Here is a 24,923-nt window from a genome sequence, read left to right as displayed (position 1 = left end):
TCCGCGGGCCGGAGTTATGTGAATACCACCGTTGGAACCACCGTTCCAAAGGGCTTCAGGTCAGCAGAGACCCAACAGTCCGCACAACAAACCGTCGGATTGCGTTGGGCTGGGCGAGGGACTTGGCGACGCCGTCGCCGTGGAGGTCGCAGTCGGAGTCGGCGTTGGCGTGGGAGTGGCTGTAGCCGTCGCTTGTGCCGGGGCCGGTGCAACCGTGGTGGAATAGACCACATCCACAAAGTAGTTCGTTGCATTCCACGAGTTCGCTGGCATGACACCGCCGGAGCCATACCGGTAGCGGCCGTTGTTGGGTCCGCTGGCCGTGAAGACTCCGCTGGTCCAGGTCTGGTTGAAGAAGCCCGACGTGTACGAATAGCGCCCGTTCGGTGCCCGGTAGGACACCACGTACGTCTGGCCCGTGCTGAGGGCCACCGGCGTAGACAAAGTTGCCGTCTGCCACCCGGTGGCCGTCTCGTTGGTGAAGGTCACCTGGGCCAGCCGCGTTCCGGCCGAGTTCCACAGCGAACCAACGTGGGTTCCGGTGTTCCCCGTTCCCTTGTAGAAACGGATGCCGGTCACGTTCCCGGCTTGGGAAACCGTGAAGGCCGTCCCCAACTCCACCGGCATGAAATCTGAGGCTGCTGCGACTTGCGGCACGAGCGAGCCAAAGATTGTGGACAGTTGGGTTGCAGGGCTTGCCGTGGTGAATTGCCAACTGGTGGTCGGCACGGTTTGTCCTTGCTGGGAGACGACGTTCGCCACACTCACGGACACCACTGTGCTGTTGGGCAGTGCCGTATTCGGAGTGAAAGTCATGGAACGGCTGTCCGCAGACAATGCGGCCGTACCGGCCACCGCAGCACCATTGATCGTTACGTTGAACGACGCTCCGGGGTTGATGGCTGCCGAGAAAGTAATGGCCGGCTTGACGTCGGTGGGAATCCCGGTGGCTCCTGGCGCCGGTACTTGCTCCGTGACCGTCAGTGGCGGCACTGTAACGCTGAATACCAGATCCACCAAGTAGCTGGTGGTGGACGATGAGCTGGGGAATCCTGTGCTGTAGCTAAAGGCACCGGAGTCCGGCGCCGTCCGCAGTGGCCCGCTCGTAAACCCTTCACCGAATCCTCCGGCCGTGTAGGAGTATTTTCCGGTCGGTGCGGTGTAGGCCATGACGTACTCGGCATCGGCATCGATCGTGACCGGTTGGCTGAAGTTTGCCGTCTGCCAACCCATGCTGGATTCGTTGCTGAAGGTGACGGTGGACAGGAGCTGCCCGGCCGCCGTGTACAGGGACCCGGTGTGCGTTCCGGTGTTACCCGCCGCCTTGTAGAACCGGACACCCGTCACCAGGCCCGAGGTGGAGCTGGCGAAGCGTACGCCCAAGGTCAACGGCACGCCGTCGTTGGCATCGGGAGTCGTCGGCACCACAGTGTCTTGGTACAACGTGCACGGGCAGACTCCCGGTGTGCGCGGGGTCGGAACTGTGGTGAATGTCCACGTTCCACCGGCCGACAACGGCTGGCCGGATACCGCCGTCGCTGTCACCGTGGCCGTGTACGACGTACCTGCAGCGAGTGCGGCGCTCGGGGTGAACGTGACCTTCCGGGTCGCCTGGTCGTAGCTGGAGGAGCCTGCCACGGAAGCGCCGTTGGTCACCTTCAACGCCAGGCTGACGCTGGAAGCCACTGCCGCCTCGGACAGTACGCCGCTCACCGTAGTGTTCAGCGGGACACTGGACGCATTCGGCAGGGGAGACTGTGAACCCACGGTGAAGGGTGCTGCGGGTACCGTGACCACGACGTCAACCAAATAGCTGGTCGTGGACCGCGAGGCTGGGAAGTCACCGCTGTACGTGTAGGCGCCGGCATCCGATACTGTCCGCAGGGGTCCAACGCTCATACCGGAACCGAATCCATTGGCAGTCGCGGAATACGTACCCGTCAAGGACTTGTAGGCCGCAATGTATTCCGTGTTCGCGGCCATCTGGACCGGCTGGCTGAACATCGCCGTCTGCCACCCGGAGGAGCTCTCGTTCGAGAACGTCACGGTAGCCAACTGCTGTCCGGATGCTGAGTACAAAGCACCGTTGTGGACTCCGGTGTTGCCGGCCGACTTGTAGAAGCGGATGCCGGTCACCTCGCCCGCCGAGACGCTGGAGAAACGAACGCCCAGCGTTAGCGGAACGCCTTCCCGCAGTTCGGCCAAACCTGGTGTCACTGTGTCGTCGTAGAGGCTGCACGGGCAGGCTCCGGGAACAGGCAGGGTCGCGCCGGTGGTAAAGGACCATGTGCCGCCGGATGTCACTTGACCGCCAATGGAGTCAGTACCAGCCAGCGTGGCAGTGTAGACCGTACTGAACGCCAGCTGGGACGTCGGGGTAAAGGTTGCGCGCCTGGTGGCGGCGTCGTAGCTCGTGGTGCCGGCCACCGTGCCCGCAGAGGACCGCAGGGTCAACTGGACGCTTGCCGCTGTTACGGGCTTGGAGAAGACCGCGCTGACCTTGGTGGCAACCGAGACACTCGACGACGACGGGATCGGTGACTGTCCAGAAACGGTCAACGGCGAACCGTCCACAGTGCTGAACAGGGCGTCGGCGAAGTAGTTTCCTCCGTTGAAACTCGTTGTGGGGAAACTTTGCGACGTGCTGTAGACGCCCGCCGGTTCGGCCCCGAAGCCACCTGCGACCGTCAGCGGGGCAGCCGTAGATCCGAAACTCGCCCACTGGAAATCCTTGGTGGCGTAGTGGCCGTTGGGTGCCCAATAGGAGACCGTGTACTTTTGCCCGGCCGCCACGGGGACGGCCTGGCTGAACAGGGTGGTTTGCCAACCGCTGGCCGTCTCATTGGTGAACGTGGCCGTGGCCAGGCGCTCGCCGGATGAACTCCACAGTGAACCGATGTGCGTTCCTGTGTTGGCATTGCTCTTGTAGAACCGGACACCGGTGATGAACCCGTCCACCGACGGGGTGAAGCGCAACCCCATTTCGTAAGCCCCGCCGTCGCCCGAATCGGGCGTGGCAGGAACGGTTTGGCCGAACACACTGTACGGTCCGCTCAGGACAAGGCTACGGCTGACAGCCGTCCCAATGTTGGCGCTGTCATCGATGGCCCGCACTTGGATGGTTGCCGTTGCGAGGCCTTTCTGGACATACGTGTACGTCCAGTTCTGCTTGCCTTGGGCCGGATGCCAGGTGCTGCCGCCGTCCGTGGAAACCTCGACGCCGGCCACCACGCCGCCAGTATCGGCAGCAGTGCCGCTGACGGTGACGTTGCTGCCGTGGGCAACAGTGGCGCCGTTGGCCGGGGCCGTGATGGAAACAGTGGGCTTTGCGGTGTCGGTGCTGGCTACAGCTGCAACCAGGCCCGCGGCACGGGTTGCCGGTTGGGCGCCCATGTCGGCCAGCAGATTGACTTGCGCCTGCCGCATCCGTGGATCAGCGGCCGCGCCGTCGCCGTCGTGTTCCTGGTCCAGGCCCCAAGTCCACTGAATGCTGCCAGCGGAGAACACGAGTGCACCGCTGGCTGCCCGGTAGAGAGTGACATGGTGCGTGGTGCTACCGGGTGCCACTGTATTACCGAAGTCCTGCAGGTATTGAGGCACGGCACCCACCGTGGTGGACAACCGGATCAACCCTGCCGGACGGAAGCCATTGTCCAGGTCCTCGTTCGATTCGTAGCCCACAGTGTGCGCGGCCAGCGCCGCGGACGAGCCTGCTGGCAGTGATGTCAGCGACGTGTTGCGCCACAACCTGGTCTTGCCCTCTTCTGCCGTCACGGTGACCGGCAGGTCGGAGTGGTTGGACATGTAGATCGTTCCGGTCACGGCGTTCTCCGGCAGGCCACCGCCGTTGGCTTGTGATGCGAACCGCGGATCCCGCCACGTGCCTGTCCATTGAGGGCTGGGATCGATCTTGCTGTTCGCCCACGTCTCCTTGTAGCACGTCAGAGTCCTGCCGGCGCCGCCGTCCACGGACGAGGGCTCGTAGCGCGTGCGCCAGTACATTTCGTTGCCGGAGAGGAACTGGAGATTCACTCCGGCATCCCGGGCTGCTGTGACGTTGGCCCGCTGAGCTCCGGACCAATACTCATCGTGTCCAACTGAAAGGAAGACTTTATGGTTCAACAACAGCGAACCGCTTCGGTCCGTGTCCAGGCCGCTGATGTAGGACACGTCGTACCCGTTCTGCTCCAGGAAGCGGACCATGGGGTACTCGTTGGCGAAGTAGAAGTCGCGGCCATTGGGCCCGTCGCGGGTGGCCATCGGCCGGTTGTAGCTGACTTTGTAGGACCGGCCGTTCGCCGCGCCCTGGTAGAAGTCCGAGCCGCCGTACGTGTTGTACGCCTGCCAGGTCGTATCCGAAGTCTGGAACACGACGTCGGAGTGGCTGCTGTCGTTACGGACAATGAACGTGATGTGGCTCTGCCCACCGGTGTCCGGCCGGGTCAGAAGCGCGATGTAGACGCCGGAAACGGCTGTTGACGGCACCTGCCACGTCGCGGACACGGCCCACGTGCCGCAGTCGTACAGCTCGGTGGCGACGTCCCGCAAGCATTGGGGCTGGTTTTGGCGAAGGACCGACGGCGTCACGTCCGCGATCTTGCGGGCACCGTTGCCGGCATACCACCCCGTGCGGTAGATGGCGATGGTGTACGTGGGCGCGCTGGTGTCGACCTTGAAGCGGATCGGCTGCCCTGCGTTGACGCTGATCTCCGTTGAGAAACCTTGGATACTGTCGTCGCCGGCACCGAAAATATCCCACTCTGACGGCGGGCTCCCTGTCTTGGAATTTTCGCAGACCACCGGATTGACCACGGGGTCGCACGGACCGGCCGCAGTGGCAGCCGGGGCCGTAAGGGGAAGCAGAGCGGTGATCAGGATCAGCACCAAGGGCGCCACGAGGCGCTTCAGGACTGAAGATGGTCGGTTAGCTGAAAGACCGGGCATGGGAACTCCTGGAGTGGTACGCCTATTGCGAGACGGGTCCGCGCATTTCGCCCGGTCCCTGCTTGCCGCTCCCCAGCCAGGGTCAAACCAAGATCTTCAGTTGTAGAACACTCGGGTATCTTCACTTGCGTCGTCGTTCCGAAATAACTGGACCGTATCCAACCTCAACCCAACGAACCATCAGGCGAAAGCCAGATCACCGGAACGAATTCACCAAGTAACCCTTGGCAGGAGTGTAGGGGTGTGAAATGCCGCCCGCAAGGCTTTCCGGCGACGGATCCGTGGATTCGACCAAAACGGCAGTAGATTTAGGGAGATACAGCCACCCGGGCCACCCAGGAGAACCGAAGCGCCTTGCATTTGAAAAGTCTGACTGTCCGCGGATTCAAGTCGTTTGCGTCGGCCACGACGTTCGACTTCGAGCCTGGCGTCACTGCCGTCGTCGGTCCGAATGGTTCGGGCAAGTCCAACGTGGTGGATGCGCTGGCATGGGTCATGGGGGAGCAGGGCGCCAAGACCCTCCGAGGCGGAAAAATGGAAGACGTCATCTTCGCCGGCACGTCCGGAAGGCCCCCTTTGGGCCGGGCCCACGTATCTTTGACGATCGACAACGCAGACAATGTGCTTCCCATCGAGTACACCGAAGTCACCATCTCCCGGACACTGTTCAGGACCGGCGGCTCCGAGTACGCCATCAACGGAGCACCCTGTCGCCTCCTGGACATCCAGGAACTCCTTTCGGATTCCGGGCTCGGACGTGAAATGCACGTCATTGTGGGACAAGGACAGCTGGACAGGGTCCTGCACGCAACACCGGAGGACCGGCGCGGCTTCATCGAGGAGGCCGCAGGAATTCTCAAACACCGGCGCCGCAAGGAAAAGACCGTTCGGAAGCTCGAAGCCATGCAGGCAAACCTCGCCAGGCTCGGAGACCTCACGGCAGAGATTCGCCGCCAACTGACACCTTTGGGCAAGCAGGCCGAGATTGCCCGTCGCGCGCAGACAGTCCAGTTTGATGTCCGTGACGCCAGGGCAAGGCTCTTGGCGGACGACCTCGTCGAGCTCATGAGCGCCCTGCAGCAGGACGTAGCCGATGAAGCTGCCCTCAAGGAACGCCGGCAGGTAGTCGAGGCCGGGTTGGGCGATGGCCGGCGACGCCAGGCCGCCCTGGAGCAGCAAGCGGCCGAAGCAACCCCGCGCCTCAACGCTGCACGGGACAACTGGTACACGCTCTCAGCAAGTCGGGAACGCCTGCGCTCGCTGGGCTCCCTGGCCACCGAACGGCGGCGCCTCCTGGGTTCTTCGGAAGCCGCCGCGGAAACAGGTCGCGATCCCGAACAACTGGAGCGACAGGCCGCCAAAGTCCGCGAAGAACAGGCGGCCCTTGAACACGACATCCTGGCCAAACAGGCCGGGCTCCTCGAAGCCACAGTGGCCAAAGACGCGGCCGAGGCGCTCGCAGCCGCTGAGGACAAACGACTGACTGCCATGCTCCGCGCGGCTGCGGACCGCCGGGAGGGGCTTGCCAAGCTCGCCGGACAGCTTGCGGCTGCCCGGTCCCGGGCGGAGGCCGCCGAGGCCGAACGGGGACGCCTTCGAGAGTCCTTGTCGGCAGGCGACGAGCGACGCCGCCTCGCACAGAGCGAATTCACGGCCTTGGAATCGCAGGTGGCCGGGGTGGAAGACGGTGAGGAGAGCCTCGACGCGGAGTACGAGAATGCCAACGATGTCCTCGACGCCGTGCTGGCGGAGATCGAGGAACTAAAGGCAGGGGAACGCGAGGCGGTACGGGAACGCGACTCGCTCACTGCCCGGCGCGATGCCCTTCACTTGGGTTTGAACCGCAAGGACGGGACCGAACGGCTCCTTTCGTCCGGTGTTGAAGGCGTTCTGGGTCCGCTCGCGGAACGGTTGACCATTGAATCGGGGTACGAGGCCGCAGTCGCCGCGGCGCTCGGCAGCAGCTCTGACGCGCTCGTCGTGGCGGACACCCGTGCGGCCACCGTGGCGCTCCAGCTATTGAAGGATGACGACGCCGGACGGGCGGCCTTGCTGCTTGCCGGCAGTCCGGATGAGCCCATGGTCACAACGAGTCAAGAGCAGCTACCAAGTTTGCCGCCGAACTGCCGCTGGGCGCTCGACGTCGTGCAGGTCTCTGACTCTTCAGCACAGGGCGCCGTCGCGCTCCTGGCCTCGACCGCCGTCGTCGATGACCTCACATCTGCGGCAGCGCTGATCAAAACTCATCCGCAGCTCAAGGCGGTGACCCGCGCCGGCGACGTCTTCACCGCGATGGTGGCCTTTGGCGGTTCGGCAACGGCGCCGTCGCTGCTGGAAATCCAGGCAGCAGTCGACGACGCCGGTGCCCGCCTCCTGGAGGTGGCCGCGCGTCTTGAACGGGGACGGTTTGCCCTGGCTGGCGCCGAATCGCGCCGTGCCGAGGCGCAGGACCGCGCGGACGCTGCGCTGGACAGGTTGCACGACTCGGACGCCCGGCTGGCAGCTGTGGCCGAGCGGTTGGGGCATCTCAATTCGGTGCTGCGCAGTGCCGTGGGAGAGAGCGAACGGCTTTCCGCGTCATTGGCCAAGGCCGAGGCCAACATTGCCGAGGCCCAACTGGATCTCGAAGTCGCCGCCGAACGGCTCGCCGCCGCGCAGGAGGCACCAGACGAGGAACCATCCACCGATCGGCGCGACGAACTGGCCGCAGAAGCCCGGACGGCCCGCGGCCTCGAAATGGAAGCGCGACTCGCCCTTCGAACAGCAGAAGAACAATTGGGCGCCATCAGCAACCGGGCAGCTTCGCTGGAGCGGGCCGCAGCGACGGAACGCCGTGCCCGCGAAGAAGCCGCCCGACGAGCCAAGAGGCGCCGTGCGCAGGCGCACCGGGCGGCTGCTGTAGCGACCGCCGTCGAACAAACCCTCCGGTTCATCGACATCTCCGTGGACGTCGCCGGTAAGGAGCGCGACCTCGCGGAGCAGACGCGGGAAATTCTGGAGAAGGAACTGACGGAGATCCGTTCCGGTAACGATGCACTGGCCCGTGAACTCGCCGAACTTACGGATTCGGTCCACCGAGACGAGATGGCCAGGGCGCAGCAGAGGCTCCGGATCGAGGCTTTGGAGACGCGCTCCATCGAAGAGCTTGGCCTCTCAGCCGAGCAGTTGGTGGCCGATTACGGTCCCGATCAGCCGGTGCCGTTTCCGGCCGTCGCGTCCGCGGACAAGTGGGCGGAGCTTCGCGCTCCCGTGGACGAGCACGGTGAACCTGTGGTGGAGGGAAAGCCGTTTGTCCGCGAGGAGCAGGAAAAGCGCCTCAGGAAAGCGGAGCGGGAACTCGCCGCGCTGGGTAAGGTCAATCCCCTTGCCCTCGAGGAATTTGCTGCCCTTGAAGAACGGCACCAGTTCCTCAGCACCCAGCTTGAGGACCTGAAATCCAGCCGGAAGGACTTGCTGGACATCATCAAAGAGGTGGACAACCGCGTCCAGCAGGTCTTTGCCGAGGCCTTCGCGGACACGTCGGCGCAGTTCGATCATGTGTTCGCGCGACTCTTCCCCGGCGGGGAAGGCAGGCTCGTCCTCACGGACCCCGACGACATGTTGACCACGGGCATCGAAGTGGAAGCCCGGCCGGCGGGCAAGAAGATCAAGCGGCTCTCGCTGCTCTCCGGCGGGGAGCGTTCGTTGACAGCCGTTGCCCTCCTCGTGGCGATTTTCAAGGCGCGACCGTCGCCGTTCTATGTCATGGACGAGGTCGAAGCGGCACTCGATGACACGAACCTGGGCCGGCTCATCACCATTTTTGAGGAATTGCGAGAGTCCAGCCAGCTCATTGTGATCACTCACCAAAAGCGCACCATGGAGGTGGCTGACGCCCTCTACGGGGTCACCATGCGTGGCGACGGCGTGTCCACCGTCATCAGCCAGAGGCTCGGTGCCGGGGCGTAGCTTTGTGAGAAGGTAGGGGAGTGAACGAATTCCTTCCCATTATTTTGTCCATAGTTGCTGCGCTCGTGGTGATCGGCGGACTCGTGCCGGTGCTGATGAAAGCCCGGAAATCCGGGGCGAAATACCCCGGAACACGAGATTCCAATGATCCGGTACAGTCGCCCGCAGCAGGCGGCGGAACGTTGGTGGAGGACCGGCCCGAGCCGGCCGTCAAAGCACCTGCCCCCGAATTCGATGGAGCCGTGGAAGGCGCAGACGTCCCGGATGACGCTGCCGGCTTGGAAACCATTGCCGTTGAGACTCCGGCACCGGTGGAAGGTCGCCTGAACCGTCTCCGGGCCCGTCTGGTCAAGTCCAACAACATCCTCGGCAAGGGCCTCCTGGCGCTGCTGTCGGGGGACAAAATTGACGAGAATGTGTGGGATGAGGTCGAGGAGACCTTGCTCCTGGCTGACCTCGGCACCGAACCCACCACCCAGTTGGTGGATGCCTTGCGTGAACGCGTCAAAGTGTTGGGCACCCGAAGCCCCGAGGACGTCAAAGCCATGCTGCGCGAGGAACTGATCAAGCTCGTGGATCCAAGCATGGACCGGTCACTCAACGTCGAACGCAAAGGTGACCGGCCCGCCGTCGTGCTCGTTGTTGGCGTCAACGGCGTGGGCAAGACCACAACGGTTGGCAAACTGGCGCGTGTGCTGGTGGCCGAAGACAAGGATGTCCTGCTGGGTGCCGCTGACACCTTCCGTGCCGCTGCCGCCGAGCAGTTGGCCACGTGGGGCCAGCGCGTCGGAGTTCCGACGGTCAAGTCCGACATCGACGGCGCCGACCCCGCCTCGGTTGCCTACGAGGCCGTGAAGGCCGGCATCGACCAGGAAGTCGACGTCGTCATGGTGGATACCGCTGGCCGCCTGCAGAACAAGACCGGCCTCATGGATGAGCTTGGCAAGGTCAAGCGCGTCATCGAGAAGCTGGCCGAGGTGGACGAGGTCCTGCTGGTCCTGGACGCAACCACCGGCCAGAACGGACTGAACCAGGCACGCGTCTTCGCCGAGGTCGTCAACATCACCGGCATCGTCCTGACCAAGCTGGATGGCACCGCAAAGGGTGGCATTGTTGTGGCGATCCAGAAGTCGCTGGGGGTCCCGGTCAAGCTCATCGGGCTCGGCGAAGGTCCCGATGACCTGGCGCCGTTCGACGCCGAAGGCTTTGTGGACGCACTCCTCAACTAATCCCCGCTGACTGGCAACCGTGCTTGGTTTGATTCCTCAGACCCAATCACTGTTGCCAGTCAGTCGTGGTTAACCACCGGGCTCAGTGTGCGCTTCAGCGGTTCGCGTGCCAGCAGCCAGCCCACTGCCGTGAGCAGCAGGATTCCGCCGGTGACCGCGAACGCCAGCCCGTAACCGTACTGGTCGGCGAGCACCCCGGCCACCACGGGGCCGATGATCGCCCCGGTGTCTGCGGCCATTTGGAAGACCGCCAGCACCTTGCCGCCCGAGCGTCCCCGGCCAATGACGTCGGCGACGGCGGCCTGTTGGGCGGGGCCGAGCAAGCCGGACCCGAAGCCCGCCACGGCGGACGCGACGAAGAACGCGGGCAGATCAGCAGTCAGCCCGATCACGCCCGTGGCCAGCCCCGTAATGAGCAGTCCTGAAATGAGCAGCGGTTTCCGACCCCAGGCGTCGGCGAGCCGACCGGAAAACGTCAGAGCGAGCGCATTGCCAACGGCGAACACCGCCAGTGCCCAGGCTGCTGTCTCGGGCCTTGATTCCAGGACCGCAACGGCGAACAACGGGATGGTGGCCATGCGTACCCCGAAGGTCACCCAGCCATTGCCGAAACTTGAGAATACGGCCGCCCGGTAGGCCGAGTCGGCCAGGGCTTCCTTCAAGGTCATAGCCGGGGCAGGCGCCGAATCTTCTGCGGCCTTGCCTTCGCCGCTGAGCATGGTCCGGACCACCAGGGCTGCCACGAGCAACGCCGCAGCGTAGGCAAGGAATGGCACACGGAGCCCGAACCCTGCGAGCAGGCCTCCCACCACAGGACCCAGCACGCTGCCAATCAAGAATGCCGAGGCGTACGCGCCGGAGACCCGCCCGCGGCGCTCCGGCGGGGCAAGCCGGATGAGCAGACCCATCGCAGCCACGGTGAACATCACCGAGCCGGCTCCGCCGAGGCCGCGGAAGATGAGGAGCTGCCAGTAGTCCTGCGCGAACGCACACGCGGCCGTTGACGCCGCAACAATCAGGAGTCCTGAAACGTAGACGTTCCGCTCTCCGAACCGTCCGATCAGGGCACCACCGGCCGGGGCAAATACCAGGCGCATAAAGGCGAAAATGCTGACGATGACGGCTGCAGCCGTGGCACCGACGTCGAAAGTGGTGGCAAATTGCGGGAGGACCGGAGCGACCAGGCCGAAGCCCAAGGCAATGAGGAACGCTGCGGCCAACATCACCTTAATGTCCCGCGGCAGGGGTACCTTCTCCGGCCGGATCCTTGGTGTTGCAACGGATCTGGGAGTTTGGGGCATGTGGTGCAAGTCCTTTATTTCTGGGTATTTCCGGGGAAGTGTGACGCATGAAACATATCCGTAACACCGGGGATATGCACCATTTACGTTGGGGAGGTTGTTGTAACCAGCCCGCAATCTAAAACCCGCGCAGGTGAAACACGGCGGCACAAAAATCTTAAGCAGGACGCAAACGGCGTCAGGACAGCGGTTGAACCGCAGATCTAGCAAGAGAGGAACGTGCACCATGGAACTTACCGCAGGTCACGTATGGGTCATGGTGGCGGCGGCACTCGTGCTGTTCATGACACCCGGTCTGGCATTTTTCTACGGCGGCATGACCCGCGCCAAGGCAGCCCTGAACATGATGATGATGAGCTTCATCTCCATCGGTATTGTCGGCGTTGTCTGGGTGCTGTGGGGCGCATCAATGAGCTCCGGCGAGGGCTTCATGGAGATCGTGGGTAACCCGTTCGCTACGTTCGGCCTTGAAGGCATCACTACTCCGGATGGTTTGATCAAGGCGGGCTACGCAGCCACCTTCGCCATCATCACCGTCGCCCTCATCAGCGGCGCAATCGCCGACCGCGCCAAGTTCGGCGCCTGGAGCATCTTCGTTCCGGTCTGGGTCACCCTGGTCTACTGCCCGCTTGCCTACATGGTGTGGGGTGGCGGCCTGTTCGGTCCGGAAGGCGCAATCGGCAAGGCCCTCGGCCCGGCCATCGACTTTGCCGGCGGTACCGTGGTCCACATCAACGCCGGTGTAGCCGCGTTGGTTCTGGTTCTCATCATTGGCAACCGTCGTGGCTTCGGCAAGGATCCGAACCACCGCCCGCACAACATCCCGTTCGTCATGCTCGGTGCAGCTATCCTCTGGTTCGGCTGGTTCGGGTTCAACGGTGGCGCAGCAGCAACTGCTGAGCAGGCCGGCCTCATCTGGATCAACACCCTGGCAGCTCCCGCAGCGGCCATGATCGCTTGGCTTGTCACCGAACGCATCCGTGACGGCCACCCGACGTCGCTCGGTGCAGCTTCCGGTGTTGTTGCCGGCCTGGTCGCCATCACCCCCGCTTGTGCCAACGTCAGCCCCGTAGGTGCCTTGGGCCTGGGTGTCGTTGCCGGTGTGGCCTCGGCTTTGGCTGTCGGCCTCAAATTCCGTTGGGGCTTCGATGACTCCCTGGACGTTGTCGGCGTGCACTTGGTCTCCGGCATCATCGGCACCGTGGCTCTGGGCTTCATCGCCCTGCCCACCGACGGTGTTGGTGGCGGCCTCTTCTACGGTGGCGGAATGACGCAGATGTGGGCCCAGCTCGCAGCGGCCGGCATCGCCATCGCATTCTCGGCCATCATGACCGCGATCATCGCCCTTGCCATCCACAAGACCATGGGCTTCCGGGTCTCCACTGAGCAGGAAAATGTGGGTGTTGACCTCAGCCTGCACGCCGAGACCGCCTACGAGTTCGGTGTCAGCGGCCACGGGGGAAGCTTCCAGCCGCTGCACGACATCGTGACAGGCAAGTCTGAAGAGAAGGCGCCCGCAGAAGGCAAGGAGAGTGTCCAGGCATGAAGCTCATCACAGCGATCGTCCGTCCGGAGAAGCTTGAAGCAGTCCGGGAAGGCCTGGAAGCGTATGGGGTCCAGGGCCTGACGGTCAGCGCGGCAAGCGGCTACGGCCGGCAGCGTGGCTACACCGAGGTGTACCGCGGCGCCGAGTACAACGTGGACTTGTTGCCGAAGATCCGCATTGAGGTTCTTGCCACGGACGAGCAGGCAGATGACATCCTGGATGTCCTCATCGCCAGTTCAAACACCGGACGTGCCGGAGACGGCAAGGTCTGGACCGTGGATGTTTACGAAGCAGTTCGTGTCAGGACCGGGGAACGCGGCTCAGCCGCAATCTAAGTACTGAACAGCATGTGGGCCGGGTACCTCAGGTACCCGGCCCACTTGCGTTGTTCGTCTCTGTCGTCCACCGCTGCAGCGGCGCCGGCCTTACTAACTCCCGACGGCGGGGGGCCAGTCCGCCGGACCCACGCTGCCGGCGTCGTACTCGTCCAGCGGGACGGTACCGCGCTCCCATGCCCGCAGGGCTGGTTCGATGATCCGCCAGCAGTCCTCAGCGGTGTCGCCCCGGACGGACAGCAGGGGATCGCCAGTGATGACGCCTTCCAGGACTTCGCCGTAGGGCAGCATGCCTGCGGCGTTCAGCTCGGCCACGAGGCTGGCGCGGTCCAAACTGAAAATGTCGCCGGGGCCGTTCACGTCGACGTCGAGTTGGAGGGTGTCGGGGCCGAACCCGATCCGCAACTGGTTGGGGGAGTCAACTCCTGTGAATCCTGTGGGCAGGTGGGGGACCGGCCGGAACGTGATCACCGCTTCCTTGCGCCGGAGCCCCAAGGCTTTGCCGGAGCGAAGGATGAACGGGACACCTTTCCAACGCCAGTTGTCGATGGTCACCCGGACCTCTGCCAGTGTTTCGGTGTTGCGGGCAGGATCCACGCCTTCTTCCGCAGCGTAATCCGGCACCGTCCGCTCGCCGATTTTTCCTGCGGCGTAGCGGGCGCGCCGTGTCGAATCCCGGTATGGGGATGCGATGCTGCTGGCGCGAAGCACGCTGGCGACCGCATCCCGGAGGTCTCTATGGCCGATGCTGGCCGGCGCGTCGATAGCCAGAAGCGCCATGATGTGCAACAGATGGCTCTGGATCATGTCTCGGAGGGCACCTGCGCCGTCGTAGTACCTCGCGCGACCCTCAAGGGCGAGGTCTTCGTCAAAGACGATCTCGACTTTTTCAATGTGCTCCCGGTTCCACACCGGCTCAAGGAACCGGTTGGCGAATCGCAGGCCAAGGATGTTCAGCACAGTGGCTTTGCCCAGGAAGTGGTCCACGCGGTGGATGTGATCCTCCGGGACCAGAGTGGCCAGGACTGCGTTGAGTTCCCTCGCCGAGGATGCGCTGGTGCCGAAAGGCTTCTCCATGACCAAACGCGTGCCCGCCGGCAGATCCTCCCTTCGCAGCACCTCGCAGGCCTTTTGGCTGACATGGGGAGGCAACGCGAAATAGATGGCCACAGGACCGTCCAAGGTCGCCAGAAGTGCGGCCAGGGCGCCATCGGCGGTGACATCGACCTGATGGTAAGCCGTCGTGTCGGCAACAGCTGCGAGGGCTTTGCGCCCGGCCGGGTCAGCTGCACCGGACGCGGCCTCAAAAGCGCCGCGGACCCGTTCCTTCCACTGCCCGGGGGACCAAGCATCGGAGCCGGCCCCCACCAACTGCAATCCCTCAGCCCGGCCTGTGGCAAGGAGCCCGGCCAGGCCGGGAAGGAGCAATCGGCCTGTCAGGTCACCTGAGGCACCGAGGATGAGCAACGTTTTTACAGTTGTTTTGCTGGTCACTGTGCCAGCATGCCATCTTGAAGGTGCGACTTGGTACCCTAGATAGTCGAGTCCCGTAGTTGAGACATATTTGTTGGGGCAAGAATCGTCAAGACTCTGGTGAGCCGCATTGGCCGCCATTCGTAGACCATCGAAAGAAGTGCACGGCGCGTGTTCAATTCACTCTCTGACCGGTTGACAGCAACCTTCAAGAATCTCCGTGGCAAGGGCCGCCTCTCCGAGGCCGATGTTGATGCCACCGTCCGGGAGATCCGTCGTGCACTGCTGGACGCGGACGTTGCCGTACCTGTGGTCCGCGAGTTCACCTCGCGTGTCCGCGAACGCGCCTTGGGCGCCGAGGTCTCCGGCGCGTTGAACCCGAGCCAGCAGATCGTCAAGATCGTCAACGAGGAACTCGTTGAGATCCTCGGTGGCGAAACCCGCCGTATCCGACTTGCCAAGACCGGCCCCACCATCATCATGCTCGCGGGTCTCCAGGGTGCTGGTAAGACCACCCTGGCCGGCAAGCTGTCCAAGTGGCTCAAGGCCCAGGGCCATAGCCCCATGCTGGTGGCCTGTGACCTCCAGCGCCCCAACGCGGTCACGCAGCTTCAGGTTGTCGGTCAGCGGGCGGGTGTACCTGTCTTTGCTCCGCACCCGGGTGCCACCTCCGAACTTGAGCACCCTGCAGGTGACCCCGTCGCCGTCGCTAAGGCCGGTGTTGAGGAAGCACGCCAGAAGCTGCACGACGTCGTGATTGTTGACACCGCCGGCCGCCTCGGTGTTGACGCCGAAATGATGGACCAGGCCCGCCGTATCCGCCAAGCGATCATCCCGAATGAAGTCCTGTTCGTGATCGACTCAATGATTGGCCAGGACGCCGTCAATACGGCGATGGCCTTCGATGAAGGCGTCAACTTCACCGGCATCGTGCTGTCCAAGCTCGACGGCGATGCCCGCGGTGGTGCCGCGCTGTCCGTTGCGTCGGTCACCGGCAAGCCCGTCATGTTCGCGTCCACAGGTGAGGGCCTCGATGACTTCGAGCTCTTCCACCCGGACCGCATGGCATCCCGCATCCTTGACATGGGTGACGTCCTCACCCTGATTGAGCAGGCTGAAAAGGCCTGGGACAAGGACGAAGCCGCCCGGATGGCGAAGAAGTTCGCTGACCAGGAAGACTTCACCCTGGACGACTTCCTGGCCCAGATGCAGCAGATCCGCAACATGGGCTCCATGAAGAAGATGCTCATGATGATGCCGGGTGCGCAGAACATCCGGCAGCAGCTGGAGAACTTCGACGAAAAAGAGATCGACCGCGTCGAGGCAATAGTCCGTTCCATGACGCCGCACGAACGCGTCGCTCCCAAGATCATCAACGGTTCGCGCCGCGCCCGCATCGCCAAGGGTTCCGGTGTTCACGTCTCCGAGGTCAACGGTCTCCTGGAGCGTTTTGGCCAAGCCCAGAAGATGATGAAGAAACTGGCCCAAGGTGGCGGCATGCCGGGTATGCCCGGAATGCCGGGCATGGGTGGTCCCGGTGGCGGCCGCAAGGGTGGCAAGAACGCACCCAAGAAGAAGGCACGCTCGGGTAACCCCGCCAAAGCAGCCCAGGAACTCCGTGACGCGGAAGCCAAACGGGCCAGCGCAGCCTCGGCAGCACCCTCGGGCGCAGCCTTCGGTCAGGGCGCTGCGGACTTCGACCCGTCGTCCCTCAACCTTCCCAAGGGCTTTGACAAGTTCCTCGGTAAGTAACCAGTGCTGTCGGGGGCCTCGAATAGGGTGAACCCATGCACAAGCAGCGCGTAGTCTTCGTCCACGGCGTAGGAAGCTTCGGTGCTGCGGCATGGCCCAAGCAGCATGGAATGGCGTTGACGTACGACGCCCTGTTCCTGCGCCGTCACGGCTTTGATCCCGTGGCGGCACCGCAGGAATCCAACGTTGCCGCTGACGTCGCCATCCTTGTCGCTTCACTCCTCGATTCAGGCGGCGGACACGTAGTGGCCCACGAACAGGGTGCTGTGTCCGCGATGCTCACCGCGTTGGAGCGTCCGGACCTGGTGCATTCCCTGTCGCTGGTTGAACCGGCATGCCTGTCCTTGACGGCCGAGTTGCCGGCAACGGCGTCGCACCGGGCGCTGATGGAACCGCTGTACCACGTGCGAAGCCAACTCAGCGATGCCGACTACGAGCGCGAGTATTTCCGCCGTGCATATTCCGTGAAGACCGGGGGACTGGACACCCCGGAAGCGCGGCGGTCTGCGCAACGACTCCGGCTGCAGGCGCCACCTTGGGAGGCGCCCCTGCACATCGTTCCGGGGGTTCCCACCCTGGTTTTGACCGGTGGGTGGGAACCCTTGTATGAGGAAATTGCCCGCTACCTGGAAGAGACCGGTGCCGTCCGCCGCGTCGCAGCGGGAGGGCACCGGCCCCAGGATTCCGTCGACGGAGACCGGGCCATCCGGTCCTTTGTCGCCAACGTCGGCAAGGCAATGTCAGTTCAGGCTTCCTGAGCTGCCGCTGCCCTGGTTTGCGGGAACCTGCAGTTCGGGCAAGTAGACCTTGCCACCTGCCGCCAGGAACTCCTGGCTCTTCTCCCGCATCCCGCTGTACATTTCTGCAATGGCAGCCTGGGACTCCGCCGAGCCATATTCGTCGCGGATGTCCTGGCTGATGCGCATGGAGCAGAACTTCGGTCCGCACATCGAGCAGAAGTGTGCGGTCTTGGCCGGTTCCGCGGGCAGTGTTTCGTCGTGGAAGGCTTCAGCGGTAACAGGGTCCAGGGACAGGGCGAACTGGTCCCGCCAGCGGAACTCGAACCTTGCCTTGGACAGGGCATCGTCGCGTTCGTTGGCTCCGGGGTGTCCCTTGGCGAGGTCGGCGGCGTGTGCGGCGATCTTGTACGTGATCACGCCGGTCTTGACGTCGTCTTTGTTGGGCAGCCCCAGGTGTTCCTTCGGCGTGACGTAGCAGAGCATGGCCGTGCCGTAACGGGCGATTTCGGTGGCGCCAATGGCCGAGGTGATGTGGTCGTAGCCGGGGGCCACATCGGTGACCAGCGGGCCCAGTGTGTAGAAAGGGGCTCCCTTGCAGAGTTCCTGCTGCCGTTCGACGTTCTCGCGGACCAAATGGAACGGCACGTGGCCGGGACCTTCCACCATGACCTGGACGTCAAACTCCCACGCCCTTTGGGTCAGTTCGGCGAGCGTGTCCAGCTCGGCGAACTGAGCCGCGTCATTGGCATCTGCTGTGGCGCCGGGACGCAAGCCGTCTCCGAGAGAGAACGCGACGTCGTACTTGGCGAAGATTTCGCACAGTTCGTCGAAGTGCGTGTACAAGAAGTTTTCCTGATGGTGTGCCAGGCACCAGCCTGCCATGATCGATCCGCCGCGGGACACGATGCCCGTGACACGGTTGGCCGTCAAGGGCACATACCGCAGCAGCACACCGGCGTGGATGGTCATGTAGTCCACGCCCTGCTCGCATTGCTCGATCACGGTGTCGCGGAAGATTTCCCACGTGAGCTTGTTGGCTTCGCCGTTGACCTTTTCCAAGGCCTGGTAGATGGGCACTGTTCCGATGGGAACGGGGGCGTTGCGGATGATCCATTCGCGCGTGGTGTGAATGTCATCGCCGGTGGACAGGTCCATGACCGTGTCCGCGCCCCACTGTGTTGCCCACTGGAGTTTGTCGACTTCCTCCGCAATGGAGCTCGTGACGGCCGAGTTGCCGATGTTGGCGTTGATCTTCACGAGGAACGCCTTGCCGATGATCATCGGCTCGGATTCCGGGTGGTTGATGTTGTTGGGGATAATGGCCCGGCCGGCGGCGACTTCGCTGCGGACCAGCTCCACGTCGCAGTTCTCCCTCAGTGCGACAAACTGCATTTCCGGCGTCACGATGCCCTGCTTGGCGTAGTGCATTTGGGTGACGGTCTTACCTTCGACGGCGCGGCGGGGCACTGGCTGGGCGCCCTTCCACTCGGCGGACGCTGCTCCGCGGCGCACGGCCGACTTGCCGTCGTCGAGCAGGTTCCTTTCGCGCCCTGAGTACGCCTCGGTGTCGCCGCGGCCTTCGATCCAGGCGGCGCGGAACGGTTCGAGACCCACTACCGGGTCGCTGCCCGGCCCGGCAGTTCGGTACACCTGCAGGGGTGCGTTCGCTTCACCGTTGGGGGAGGGTTCCAAAGCAATCTCCGTGACGGGGACGCGGATGCCGTTCGAGGGGTCCTCCAGCCAAGCCAGCGAATGGGATTTCAGCGACTGCGTGACGGTTTCCGCCGCATTTTGGCCGGTGCTGGACTGTTCTTGGGCAGGGCTGTGCTGTGTTTCTGTGGTGCTCAAAGGATTACTCACTTCCTTCGCCGGCATTACCCGGACAGGTTCAACGGTCGCAGACTGCGTCAGTCCGATCTCAGCCCCTGCAGGGGCCCCCGTGTGGTCGTAGATGAAGCTACCACAGCCGGCACGCTGGTCCCCAGTCATATCCGATCATGTCCATTCCGCAGGCATGGTGCGGGCTAGGCTTTTTCCATGGCTCACATCATCGAATTCAGCGGCACTGTGCTGGTGGCGGCAGATGCGGAACGCCAGGGGCTCTGGTCCGTGGACGGTGTCCTGACGTTCCAGCGCCCTCTGGCGTCCCCGGATAAAGTGCTGGACGGCTGGGTCCTCCCCGGATTTGTTGACGCCCACTGCCACATTGGACTCGGGGCAGGCGGTGCTGTGGACGAAGCGACGACGCTCGCCCAGGCCGAGGCCGATCGCGACGCCGGAACGCTGCTGATTCGCGACGCAGGCTCGCCCACCGACACTCGCTGGGTCCAACAACGCCACGACCTCCCCCGGCTTATCAGGGCAGGCCGCCACATCGCCCGAAGCCGACGCTATCTTCGCGGCTTGGGGCATGAGATTGAGCCGGGTGACTTGGTCGAAACCGTCCGGAAGGAGGCCCGTGACGGTGATGGTTGGGTGAAGCTGGTCGGCGACTGGATTGACCGTGACGCCGGTGACCTCGCAGCGTCCTTTCCCGCGGACGTCGTCCGGGATGCCATCGCGGCCGCCCACGACGAAGGGGCCAGGGTGACGGCCCATTGTTTTGCCGAAGACACCATCGAGGACATGCTCGACGCTGGGATTGACTGCATTGAACATGCCACTGGCCTCTTGCCCCGGCACATACCCCGTCTCGTTGAGCAGTCCGTCCCGATTGTTCCGACGTTGGTTAACATCGCGACTTTTCCGGATATCGCCGCCCAAGCTGCGCCCAAGTTCCCCGACTACGCGGACCATATGACACGCCTTTGGCAGCGTCGCCGCGAAAGGGTGTTGGAGGCGTTTGAAGCCGGGGTGGCCATCTACGCGGGAACGGATGCCGGCAGCGTCATCCGGCACGGCCGGATAGCGGACGAGATGCGGGAACTGCACGACGCCGGCCTGCCGCCGGCCGCTGTCCTCGACGCCGCCTGCTGGCGGGCCCGAAAGTGGCTGGGAGCCGAAGGAATCAGCGAAGGTGCCAGTGCCGACGTCGTCGTTTGCCACGAGGATCCGCGTCGACAGATCGGGACCGTCGCGGACCTCAAGCACATTGTCTTGCGGGGAGAAGTCGTCCGCTAGGAATAAATTGAAGCTTCAAGTAATTTACTAGTATAGAAAGGTGCCGAAAGGCGGCCACCTCAGATTCGGGAGCTTCGAATGACCACAGTATCCAGCCAGGACCTCCTTCCTGCCGAACTCACCATGGGCACAGTCATGCTCAAAGTAGGCGACATGAAGGTCATGAGCGACTACTACCAGCGCGCGCTCGGACTGGATGTAGTGGCCGAGCAGGATGGAGGTCTGTACCTTGGGCGAGTAGGAAAGCCCGTGGTGCACCTGTCCCCGGCGGCTGGCCTCCAGATTCCGGGGCGTGGCGAAGCCGGCCTGTTCCACACGGCAATCCTGTTCGAGGACCAGCCATCGCTGGCCGCAACCATTGCCACGGCCGCCGAGTACCAGCCAAGGGCCTTCGCGGGCAGTGCCGACCACCTGGTCAGTGAAGCCTTCTATTTCACGGATCCGGAAGGCAATGGAATCGAGCTGTACTACGACAAGCCCCGGGAGCTGTGGCAGTGGGACGGCAAGACGGTTGTCATGGACAATGTCGCGCTTCCGCCGCAGCGCTTCCTCCAGCAACACTTGACTGAAAACGCCGTGGCCGGACAGCGGCAGGCCGCCGCCGGCATCGGGCACGTGCACTTGCAGGTGGGCGACGTGCAAACAGCCCAGGACTTCTATGTGGACACGCTTGGCTTTGAAAAGACTGCCGGCTGGCACGGCCAAGCACTGTTCGTTTCGGCTGGGGGCTACCACCACCACATGGCCATGAACGTGTGGAACAGCCGTGGTGCCGGGCCTCGCCGCGACACCCTGGGCCTGGGCGAAGTGGTGATCGAGGTGCCGTCGGGTGATGACGTGGCAGCCTTGGCGGACCGCTTGAAAGTGGCGGGCGTACAGAGCCATCACACGGGTTCTGAGCTTCGGTTCCAGGACCCTTGGCTTAATCAGTTGCGCGTCGCCGTCCGCTAGTCGCGCTGTGGTGGCTGCAGACTGCATTAGGCTGGGCGTAGGCGGCATGGAATCTCTCAGATTCTGTGCCGACGCCCCGTCAGCACGAAGGATTGAGAGTACTTTCCATGGGCTTTGCCGAAATCTTTGTTGCCACCCACGATGAAGCACTCAAGCGGGCAGCTGCCCTGGAACGCGGCGCCGACGCTGCGGCTTCGGCCGTCAGGATTCCCGACATTACCGACTTCGAAGTCGAGCAGCTCGGCGACCTTGCCGGGAAGGCTGTTCACGCCGCCGGCGCGGACTACGAACTGGCCATGGTGGATGTCACCACTGACGCGCTGCTGGGTGTGCCCGAAGCCATGGTGAGGGCCCTGGCGGAACTCCTCACGTACGAAAGCGAGGGCGAGGGCAATGTCCTTGAGGATGTAGCTGACGCTTGGGCGGCCGAGGAAGACATGCCGTTCGGCCCTGATGAGTCCCGTCAGTTCGTCCACAAGCTGGCCACCCTGGCAGCCGACGTGGAAAACGCGGAACGCTCCGGGTTGTATGTCTGGTCCCTCTGACGAGTTCCTTGCCATCCGGAATATGGCGTCGGAGTGGCGCAAGTCGTAAATACTTCCGGCATCTGGCACAATAGACAGGTACTCGATCGGTGCGGCCCCTCTCTCCGTGCCTAAATCTTGTCCTTTGAACCCCCAAGTAAGGCCCGCCCCACGGGTGCAGAACGACGGGTTCGCCTCGTTTCAAGAAACAGGAGTGACCACAAAAGTGGCCGTAAAGATTCGCCTTAAGCGCTTCGGTAAGATGCGCGCACCGTACTACCGCATCGTCGTCATGGATGCCCGCGCCAAGCGCGATGGCCGTGCCATTGAAGAGATCGGCAAGTACCACCCCACCGAAGAGCCGTCGTACATCGAGGTCGCTTCCGAGCGCGCCCAGTACTGGCTTTCCGTTGGTGCCCAGCCGACCGAGCAGGTTGCCGCGATCCTCAAGATCACCGGTGACTGGCAGAAGTTCAAGGGCCTCCCGGGCCAGGAAGGCACCCTGAAGACCAAGGCTCCGAAGGCTGCTTTCGTTGCACCGGAGAAGGGTTCCGTCATCATTCCGGAAGCCATCACCAAGAAGGCCAAGAAGGACGAAGCTGCTGAAGCTCCGGCCGAGGCTGAAGCAGAGACCACCGAGGCTGAGTAAGTTGCTGGCAGAAGCGCTCGAGCACTTGGTCCGTGGGATCGTTGACAGCCCTGAGGATGTCAAGGTCAGTGCCAAGAACAACCGCCGCGGGGAATCCCTCGAGGTGCGTGTTCACCAGGACGACCTCGGACGGGTGATCGGCCGTCAAGGACGCACCGCACGCGCACTGCGCACTGTAGTTGCAGCCTTGGCAGGTGGCGAGCAGGTCAGGGTCGACGTCGTCGACACCGACCGCCGCCGGTAACGCGCTCAGCAATACTTGTCTTAGATCCGGCCCCTTCACCGAATATGGTGGAGGGGCCGGATTGCTTTATCCAACATTTCATTCCGTGTCTGCCCGGCAGCGCGGGCAACAACGAGAATTCAGAGGAACCCATGCAGCTCCAGGTGGCCCGGATCGGCAAACCCCACGGCATCCGCGGTGAAGTTACAGTCCAAGTACTCACCGACGCCCCCGCTGAACGCTTCGTTGCCGGAACGGAATTTGTGGTGGAGCCGGCGTCTGCAGGTCCATTGACCATCCGCAGCGCCCGGTGGAACAAGGACATCCTACTGCTGGGATTCGAAGAAATTGCCGACCGCAATGCCGCAGAAGTGATCCGCGGCGCGAAGCTTTTCATCGAAACCGAAGACCTCGACAACGACGACGATGACGAGGGCTGGTACGAGCACGAACTGGTGGGCTTGGAGGCGCGGGTTGGTTCGCAGGTGGTGGGCAAGGTTGCAGCCCTCAACACCATGCCCGTACAGGACTTGCTCATGATCAAGTCCGAGGATGGCAAGGAGATCCTGGTTCCCTTCGTTGACGAGATTGTGCCAGAGGTTAACGTCGAGGAAGGGTACATCCTCATCACCCCGCCGGCAGGTCTTTTCGAGATCAACGATGACTCGGCGGAACAGCCAAATGACGGCGCCGGGGATGATGCCTGAATGAGGATTGACGTCGTCAGCATCTTCCCGGAGTACCTCGCTCCGTTGGAATTGTCGCTCATCGGCAAGGCCCGTCAGGACGGACTGTTGGAACTCAACGTCCATGATCTGCGCTCTTTCACCACGGACAAGCACCGGACCGTGGACGACACCCCTTACGGTGGTGGCGCCGGAATGGTGATGAAACCGGAGCCGTGGGCGCAGGCTTTGGAGTCCGTGGCCGGGGTGCGCGAAGGCGCCAAACCGGTACTGATTGTGCCTTCGCCCGCAGGGGAGAGGTTCAATCAGGCGTTGGCCTACGAACTCGCGGAAGAAGAGCAGATCGTCTTCGCTTGCGGGCGTTATGAGGGAATCGACGAGCGTGTCATCGACTGGGCGCAGGAGCACTTTACCGTGCGGCCCGTCAGTCTGGGCGACTACGTCCTCAACGGTGGCGAGGTTGCGGTACTGGCAATGGTTGAAGCAATCGGTCGCTTGCTTCCCGGTGTGGTGGGCAACCCCGAATCCTTGATTGAGGAATCCCACTCGGATGGCCTGCTGGAGTATCCGGTGTACACCAAGCCGTCCTCGTGGCGTGAGCATGAGGTTCCCGCCATCCTGCTCAGCGGCAACCACGGCAAAATTGCGCAGTGGCGCCGGCACGAACAGTTCCGCCGCACCGCCGAACGCCGTCCGGACCTGCTTGCGGAGTTCGACGCCGGTCAGCTGAGTCGCGCGGACCGTAACGCCCTCGGGGAACTTGGCTACGACGTCGTTGATGGCCGCCTGCGCAGCCGTCCCGCCGGCGACGCGCAAAACTGACCCTGCCTTTGACGTCGGCGGCAACACAAAGTAGCCACATGATTGGTCGGATGGATCGGCATGTGGCAGAATTAACCCTTGTGTCTGCTGGGCTAGCACCTGCCACAGGGGGAGCGTAGCCAACAGCCGGACAACCCGGCGCCGCCAATCAGTGGCGGAGCCGGACACTAAGAAACTTCGGCGGAGATTTCCGGCTGGCTTTCGTGCCGCGGGCTTGTCCGCCGTGACCCAAAGTGAATGACCTGTGGCGTTCACCAGGAGTGGATTAATGCATATCCTCGATAGCGTAGATGCAGCTTCGCTGCGTAGCGATGTTCCGGAGTTCCGCGCGGGCGACACCCTCAAGGTTCACGTCAACATCATCGAAGGCAAGAACTCCCGTGTCCAGGTATTCCAGGGCTTCGTCCTGGGCCGCCAGGGTGACGGCGTTCGCGAAACCTTCACCGTCCGCAAGGTTTCCTTCGGTGTCGGCGTAGAGCGTACCTTCCCGGTACACTCCCCGATCATCGACAAGATCGAGGTCGTCACCAAGGGTGACGTCCGTCGCGCCAAGCTTTACTACATGCGCGCACTGCGCGGTAAGGCTGCGAAGATCAAGGAAAAGCGCGACTTCGCCAAGTAAGTCCCCGCGACTTACGCAACGGGTCCAGGATTCGTGCCCGGTTTGTGCCGGAGCAATC

General features: G+C 63.3%; 18 protein-coding genes and 1 riboswitch. Of the genes, 14 read left to right on the top strand and 4 right to left on the bottom strand.

What is annotated here, in order from left to right:
• Positions 1-60 precede the first annotated feature (60 nt).
• The gene (locus ACIQC5_RS21420) at positions 61-4,944 is read right to left on the bottom strand and encodes a DUF4082 domain-containing protein (RefSeq protein ID WP_400287091.1); all 4,884 of its coding nucleotides are present in this window, start codon (positions 4,942-4,944) and stop codon (positions 61-63) included.
• Between the two features lie 354 nt (positions 4,945-5,298).
• Between ACIQC5_RS21420 and smc the strand changes: the two genes are divergently transcribed.
• Together smc and ftsY are read left to right on the top strand one after the other, a co-directional pair.
• Positions 5,299-8,892, top strand: a complete 3,594-nt coding sequence (gene smc / locus ACIQC5_RS21415) for a chromosome segregation protein SMC (protein WP_400287089.1) — start codon at positions 5,299-5,301, stop codon at positions 8,890-8,892.
• A 20-nt stretch (positions 8,893-8,912) separates the two neighbouring features.
• Positions 8,913-10,121 (top strand): signal recognition particle-docking protein FtsY, encoded by a 1,209-nt coding sequence (gene ftsY / locus ACIQC5_RS21410; RefSeq protein WP_400287087.1) that lies wholly within the window; start codon positions 8,913-8,915, stop codon positions 10,119-10,121.
• A 59-nt stretch (positions 10,122-10,180) separates the two neighbouring features.
• Here ftsY and ACIQC5_RS21405 read toward each other — a convergent pair whose 3' ends face one another.
• Complete coding sequence (locus ACIQC5_RS21405) at positions 10,181-11,422, bottom strand: MFS transporter (protein WP_400287085.1); 1,242 nt, start codon at positions 11,420-11,422, stop codon at positions 10,181-10,183.
• 226 nt (positions 11,423-11,648) lie between these two features.
• Here ACIQC5_RS21405 and ACIQC5_RS21400 point away from each other — a divergent pair, with 226 nt between their 5' ends.
• The gene (locus ACIQC5_RS21400) at positions 11,649-12,968 is read left to right on the top strand and encodes an ammonium transporter (RefSeq protein ID WP_400287083.1); all 1,320 of its coding nucleotides are present in this window, start codon (positions 11,649-11,651) and stop codon (positions 12,966-12,968) included.
• Positions 12,965-13,303 carry a P-II family nitrogen regulator gene (locus ACIQC5_RS21395; protein ID WP_223933265.1) on the top strand — a complete coding sequence of 113 codons (339 nt, stop codon included), beginning with the start codon at positions 12,965-12,967 and terminating at the stop codon, positions 13,301-13,303. The genes ACIQC5_RS21400 and ACIQC5_RS21395 overlap by 4 nt, the downstream gene beginning before the upstream one ends.
• Before the next feature lie 93 nt (positions 13,304-13,396).
• Here the strand turns inward: ACIQC5_RS21395 and ACIQC5_RS21390 are convergent, their stop codons facing one another.
• Positions 13,397-14,917 (bottom strand): glucose-6-phosphate dehydrogenase, encoded by a 1,521-nt coding sequence (locus ACIQC5_RS21390; RefSeq protein WP_400287081.1) that lies wholly within the window; start codon positions 14,915-14,917, stop codon positions 13,397-13,399.
• Between the two features lie 30 nt (positions 14,918-14,947).
• On the opposite strand from ACIQC5_RS21390, the gene ffh reads away from it, so the two are divergent.
• Positions 14,948-16,528 carry a signal recognition particle protein gene (ffh, locus tag ACIQC5_RS21385; RefSeq protein ID WP_400287079.1) on the top strand — a complete coding sequence of 527 codons (1,581 nt, stop codon included), beginning with the start codon at positions 14,948-14,950 and terminating at the stop codon, positions 16,526-16,528.
• Between the two features lie 35 nt (positions 16,529-16,563).
• Complete coding sequence (locus tag ACIQC5_RS21380) at positions 16,564-17,286, top strand: alpha/beta fold hydrolase (RefSeq protein WP_400287077.1); 723 nt, start codon at positions 16,564-16,566, stop codon at positions 17,284-17,286.
• On the opposite strand, the gene thiC is transcribed toward ACIQC5_RS21380, so the two are convergent.
• The gene (thiC, locus tag ACIQC5_RS21375) at positions 17,269-19,116 is read right to left on the bottom strand and encodes a phosphomethylpyrimidine synthase ThiC (protein ID WP_400287075.1); all 1,848 of its coding nucleotides are present in this window, start codon (positions 19,114-19,116) and stop codon (positions 17,269-17,271) included. The two genes, ACIQC5_RS21380 and thiC, sit on opposite strands and share 18 nt — an antisense overlap.
• A riboswitch (TPP riboswitch) is annotated at positions 19,112-19,219 on the bottom strand. Its footprint overlaps the gene before it by 5 nt.
• A gap of 86 nt (positions 19,220-19,305) precedes the next feature.
• On the opposite strand from thiC, the gene ACIQC5_RS21370 reads away from it, so the two are divergent.
• The 8 genes from ACIQC5_RS21370 (at position 19,306) to rplS (ending at position 24,865) form a co-directional block, all read left to right on the top strand.
• Complete coding sequence (locus ACIQC5_RS21370) at positions 19,306-20,388, top strand: amidohydrolase family protein (protein WP_400287073.1); 1,083 nt, start codon at positions 19,306-19,308, stop codon at positions 20,386-20,388.
• Positions 20,389-20,466: 78 nt separating this feature from the next.
• Complete coding sequence (locus ACIQC5_RS21365; protein ID WP_400287072.1) at positions 20,467-21,339, top strand: VOC family protein; 873 nt, start codon at positions 20,467-20,469, stop codon at positions 21,337-21,339.
• 107 nt (positions 21,340-21,446) lie between these two features.
• On the top strand, positions 21,447-21,884 hold the full coding sequence (locus ACIQC5_RS21360; RefSeq protein WP_400287070.1) for a hypothetical protein: 438 nt from the start codon (positions 21,447-21,449) through the stop codon (positions 21,882-21,884).
• A gap of 205 nt (positions 21,885-22,089) precedes the next feature.
• A complete protein-coding gene (gene rpsP, locus ACIQC5_RS21355; RefSeq protein ID WP_377670688.1) occupies positions 22,090-22,512 on the top strand; it encodes a 30S ribosomal protein S16 in 423 nt (140 codons plus the stop codon).
• Between the two features lies 1 nt (position 22,513).
• Positions 22,514-22,756: an RNA-binding protein gene (locus tag ACIQC5_RS21350; protein WP_207614856.1), complete on the top strand. Its 243-nt coding sequence runs from the start codon at positions 22,514-22,516 to the stop codon at positions 22,754-22,756.
• Positions 22,757-22,887: 131 nt separating this feature from the next.
• Entirely contained in the window at positions 22,888-23,442 is a 555-nt protein-coding gene (gene rimM / locus ACIQC5_RS21345) for a ribosome maturation factor RimM (protein WP_400287068.1), read from the top strand.
• A complete protein-coding gene (trmD, locus tag ACIQC5_RS21340; protein ID WP_400287066.1) occupies positions 23,443-24,243 on the top strand; it encodes a tRNA (guanosine(37)-N1)-methyltransferase TrmD in 801 nt (266 codons plus the stop codon). It begins immediately after the preceding gene.
• A gap of 268 nt (positions 24,244-24,511) precedes the next feature.
• A complete protein-coding gene (rplS, locus tag ACIQC5_RS21335; RefSeq protein WP_090818948.1) occupies positions 24,512-24,865 on the top strand; it encodes a 50S ribosomal protein L19 in 354 nt (117 codons plus the stop codon).
• The last annotated feature ends 58 nt before the right edge of the window (positions 24,866-24,923 follow it).

The sequence above is a fragment of the Paenarthrobacter sp. NPDC092416 genome (assembly GCF_044755025.1).
Lineage (GTDB): Bacteria > Actinomycetota > Actinomycetes > Actinomycetales > Micrococcaceae > Arthrobacter.
Note: the sequence above shows the minus strand (reverse complement) of the source record. Positions and strands in the feature narration are given on the sequence as shown.

Excerpts from the sequence above, each read along its gene's own strand:
- ACIQC5_RS21420 (WP_400287091.1), bottom strand. The coding sequence starts at position 4,944 with ATGCCCGGTCTTTCAGCTAACCGACCATCTTCAGTCCTGAAGCGCCTC.
- ACIQC5_RS21405 (WP_400287085.1), bottom strand. The coding sequence starts at position 11,422 with ATGCCCCAAACTCCCAGATCCGTTGCAACACCAAGGATCCGGCCGGAG.
- ACIQC5_RS21400 (WP_400287083.1), top strand. The coding sequence starts at position 11,649 with ATGGAACTTACCGCAGGTCACGTATGGGTCATGGTGGCGGCGGCACTC.
- ACIQC5_RS21395 (WP_223933265.1), top strand. The coding sequence starts at position 12,965 with ATGAAGCTCATCACAGCGATCGTCCGTCCGGAGAAGCTTGAAGCAGTC.
- ACIQC5_RS21390 (WP_400287081.1), bottom strand. The coding sequence starts at position 14,917 with ATGGCGGCCAATGCGGCTCACCAGAGTCTTGACGATTCTTGCCCCAAC.
- ACIQC5_RS21380 (WP_400287077.1), top strand. The coding sequence starts at position 16,564 with ATGCACAAGCAGCGCGTAGTCTTCGTCCACGGCGTAGGAAGCTTCGGT.
- ACIQC5_RS21370 (WP_400287073.1), top strand. The coding sequence starts at position 19,306 with ATGGCTCACATCATCGAATTCAGCGGCACTGTGCTGGTGGCGGCAGAT.
- ACIQC5_RS21365 (WP_400287072.1), top strand. The coding sequence starts at position 20,467 with ATGACCACAGTATCCAGCCAGGACCTCCTTCCTGCCGAACTCACCATG.
- ACIQC5_RS21360 (WP_400287070.1), top strand. The coding sequence starts at position 21,447 with ATGGGCTTTGCCGAAATCTTTGTTGCCACCCACGATGAAGCACTCAAG.
- rimM (WP_400287068.1), top strand. The coding sequence starts at position 22,888 with ATGCAGCTCCAGGTGGCCCGGATCGGCAAACCCCACGGCATCCGCGGT.
- trmD (WP_400287066.1), top strand. The coding sequence starts at position 23,443 with ATGAGGATTGACGTCGTCAGCATCTTCCCGGAGTACCTCGCTCCGTTG.
- rplS (WP_090818948.1), top strand. The coding sequence starts at position 24,512 with ATGCATATCCTCGATAGCGTAGATGCAGCTTCGCTGCGTAGCGATGTT.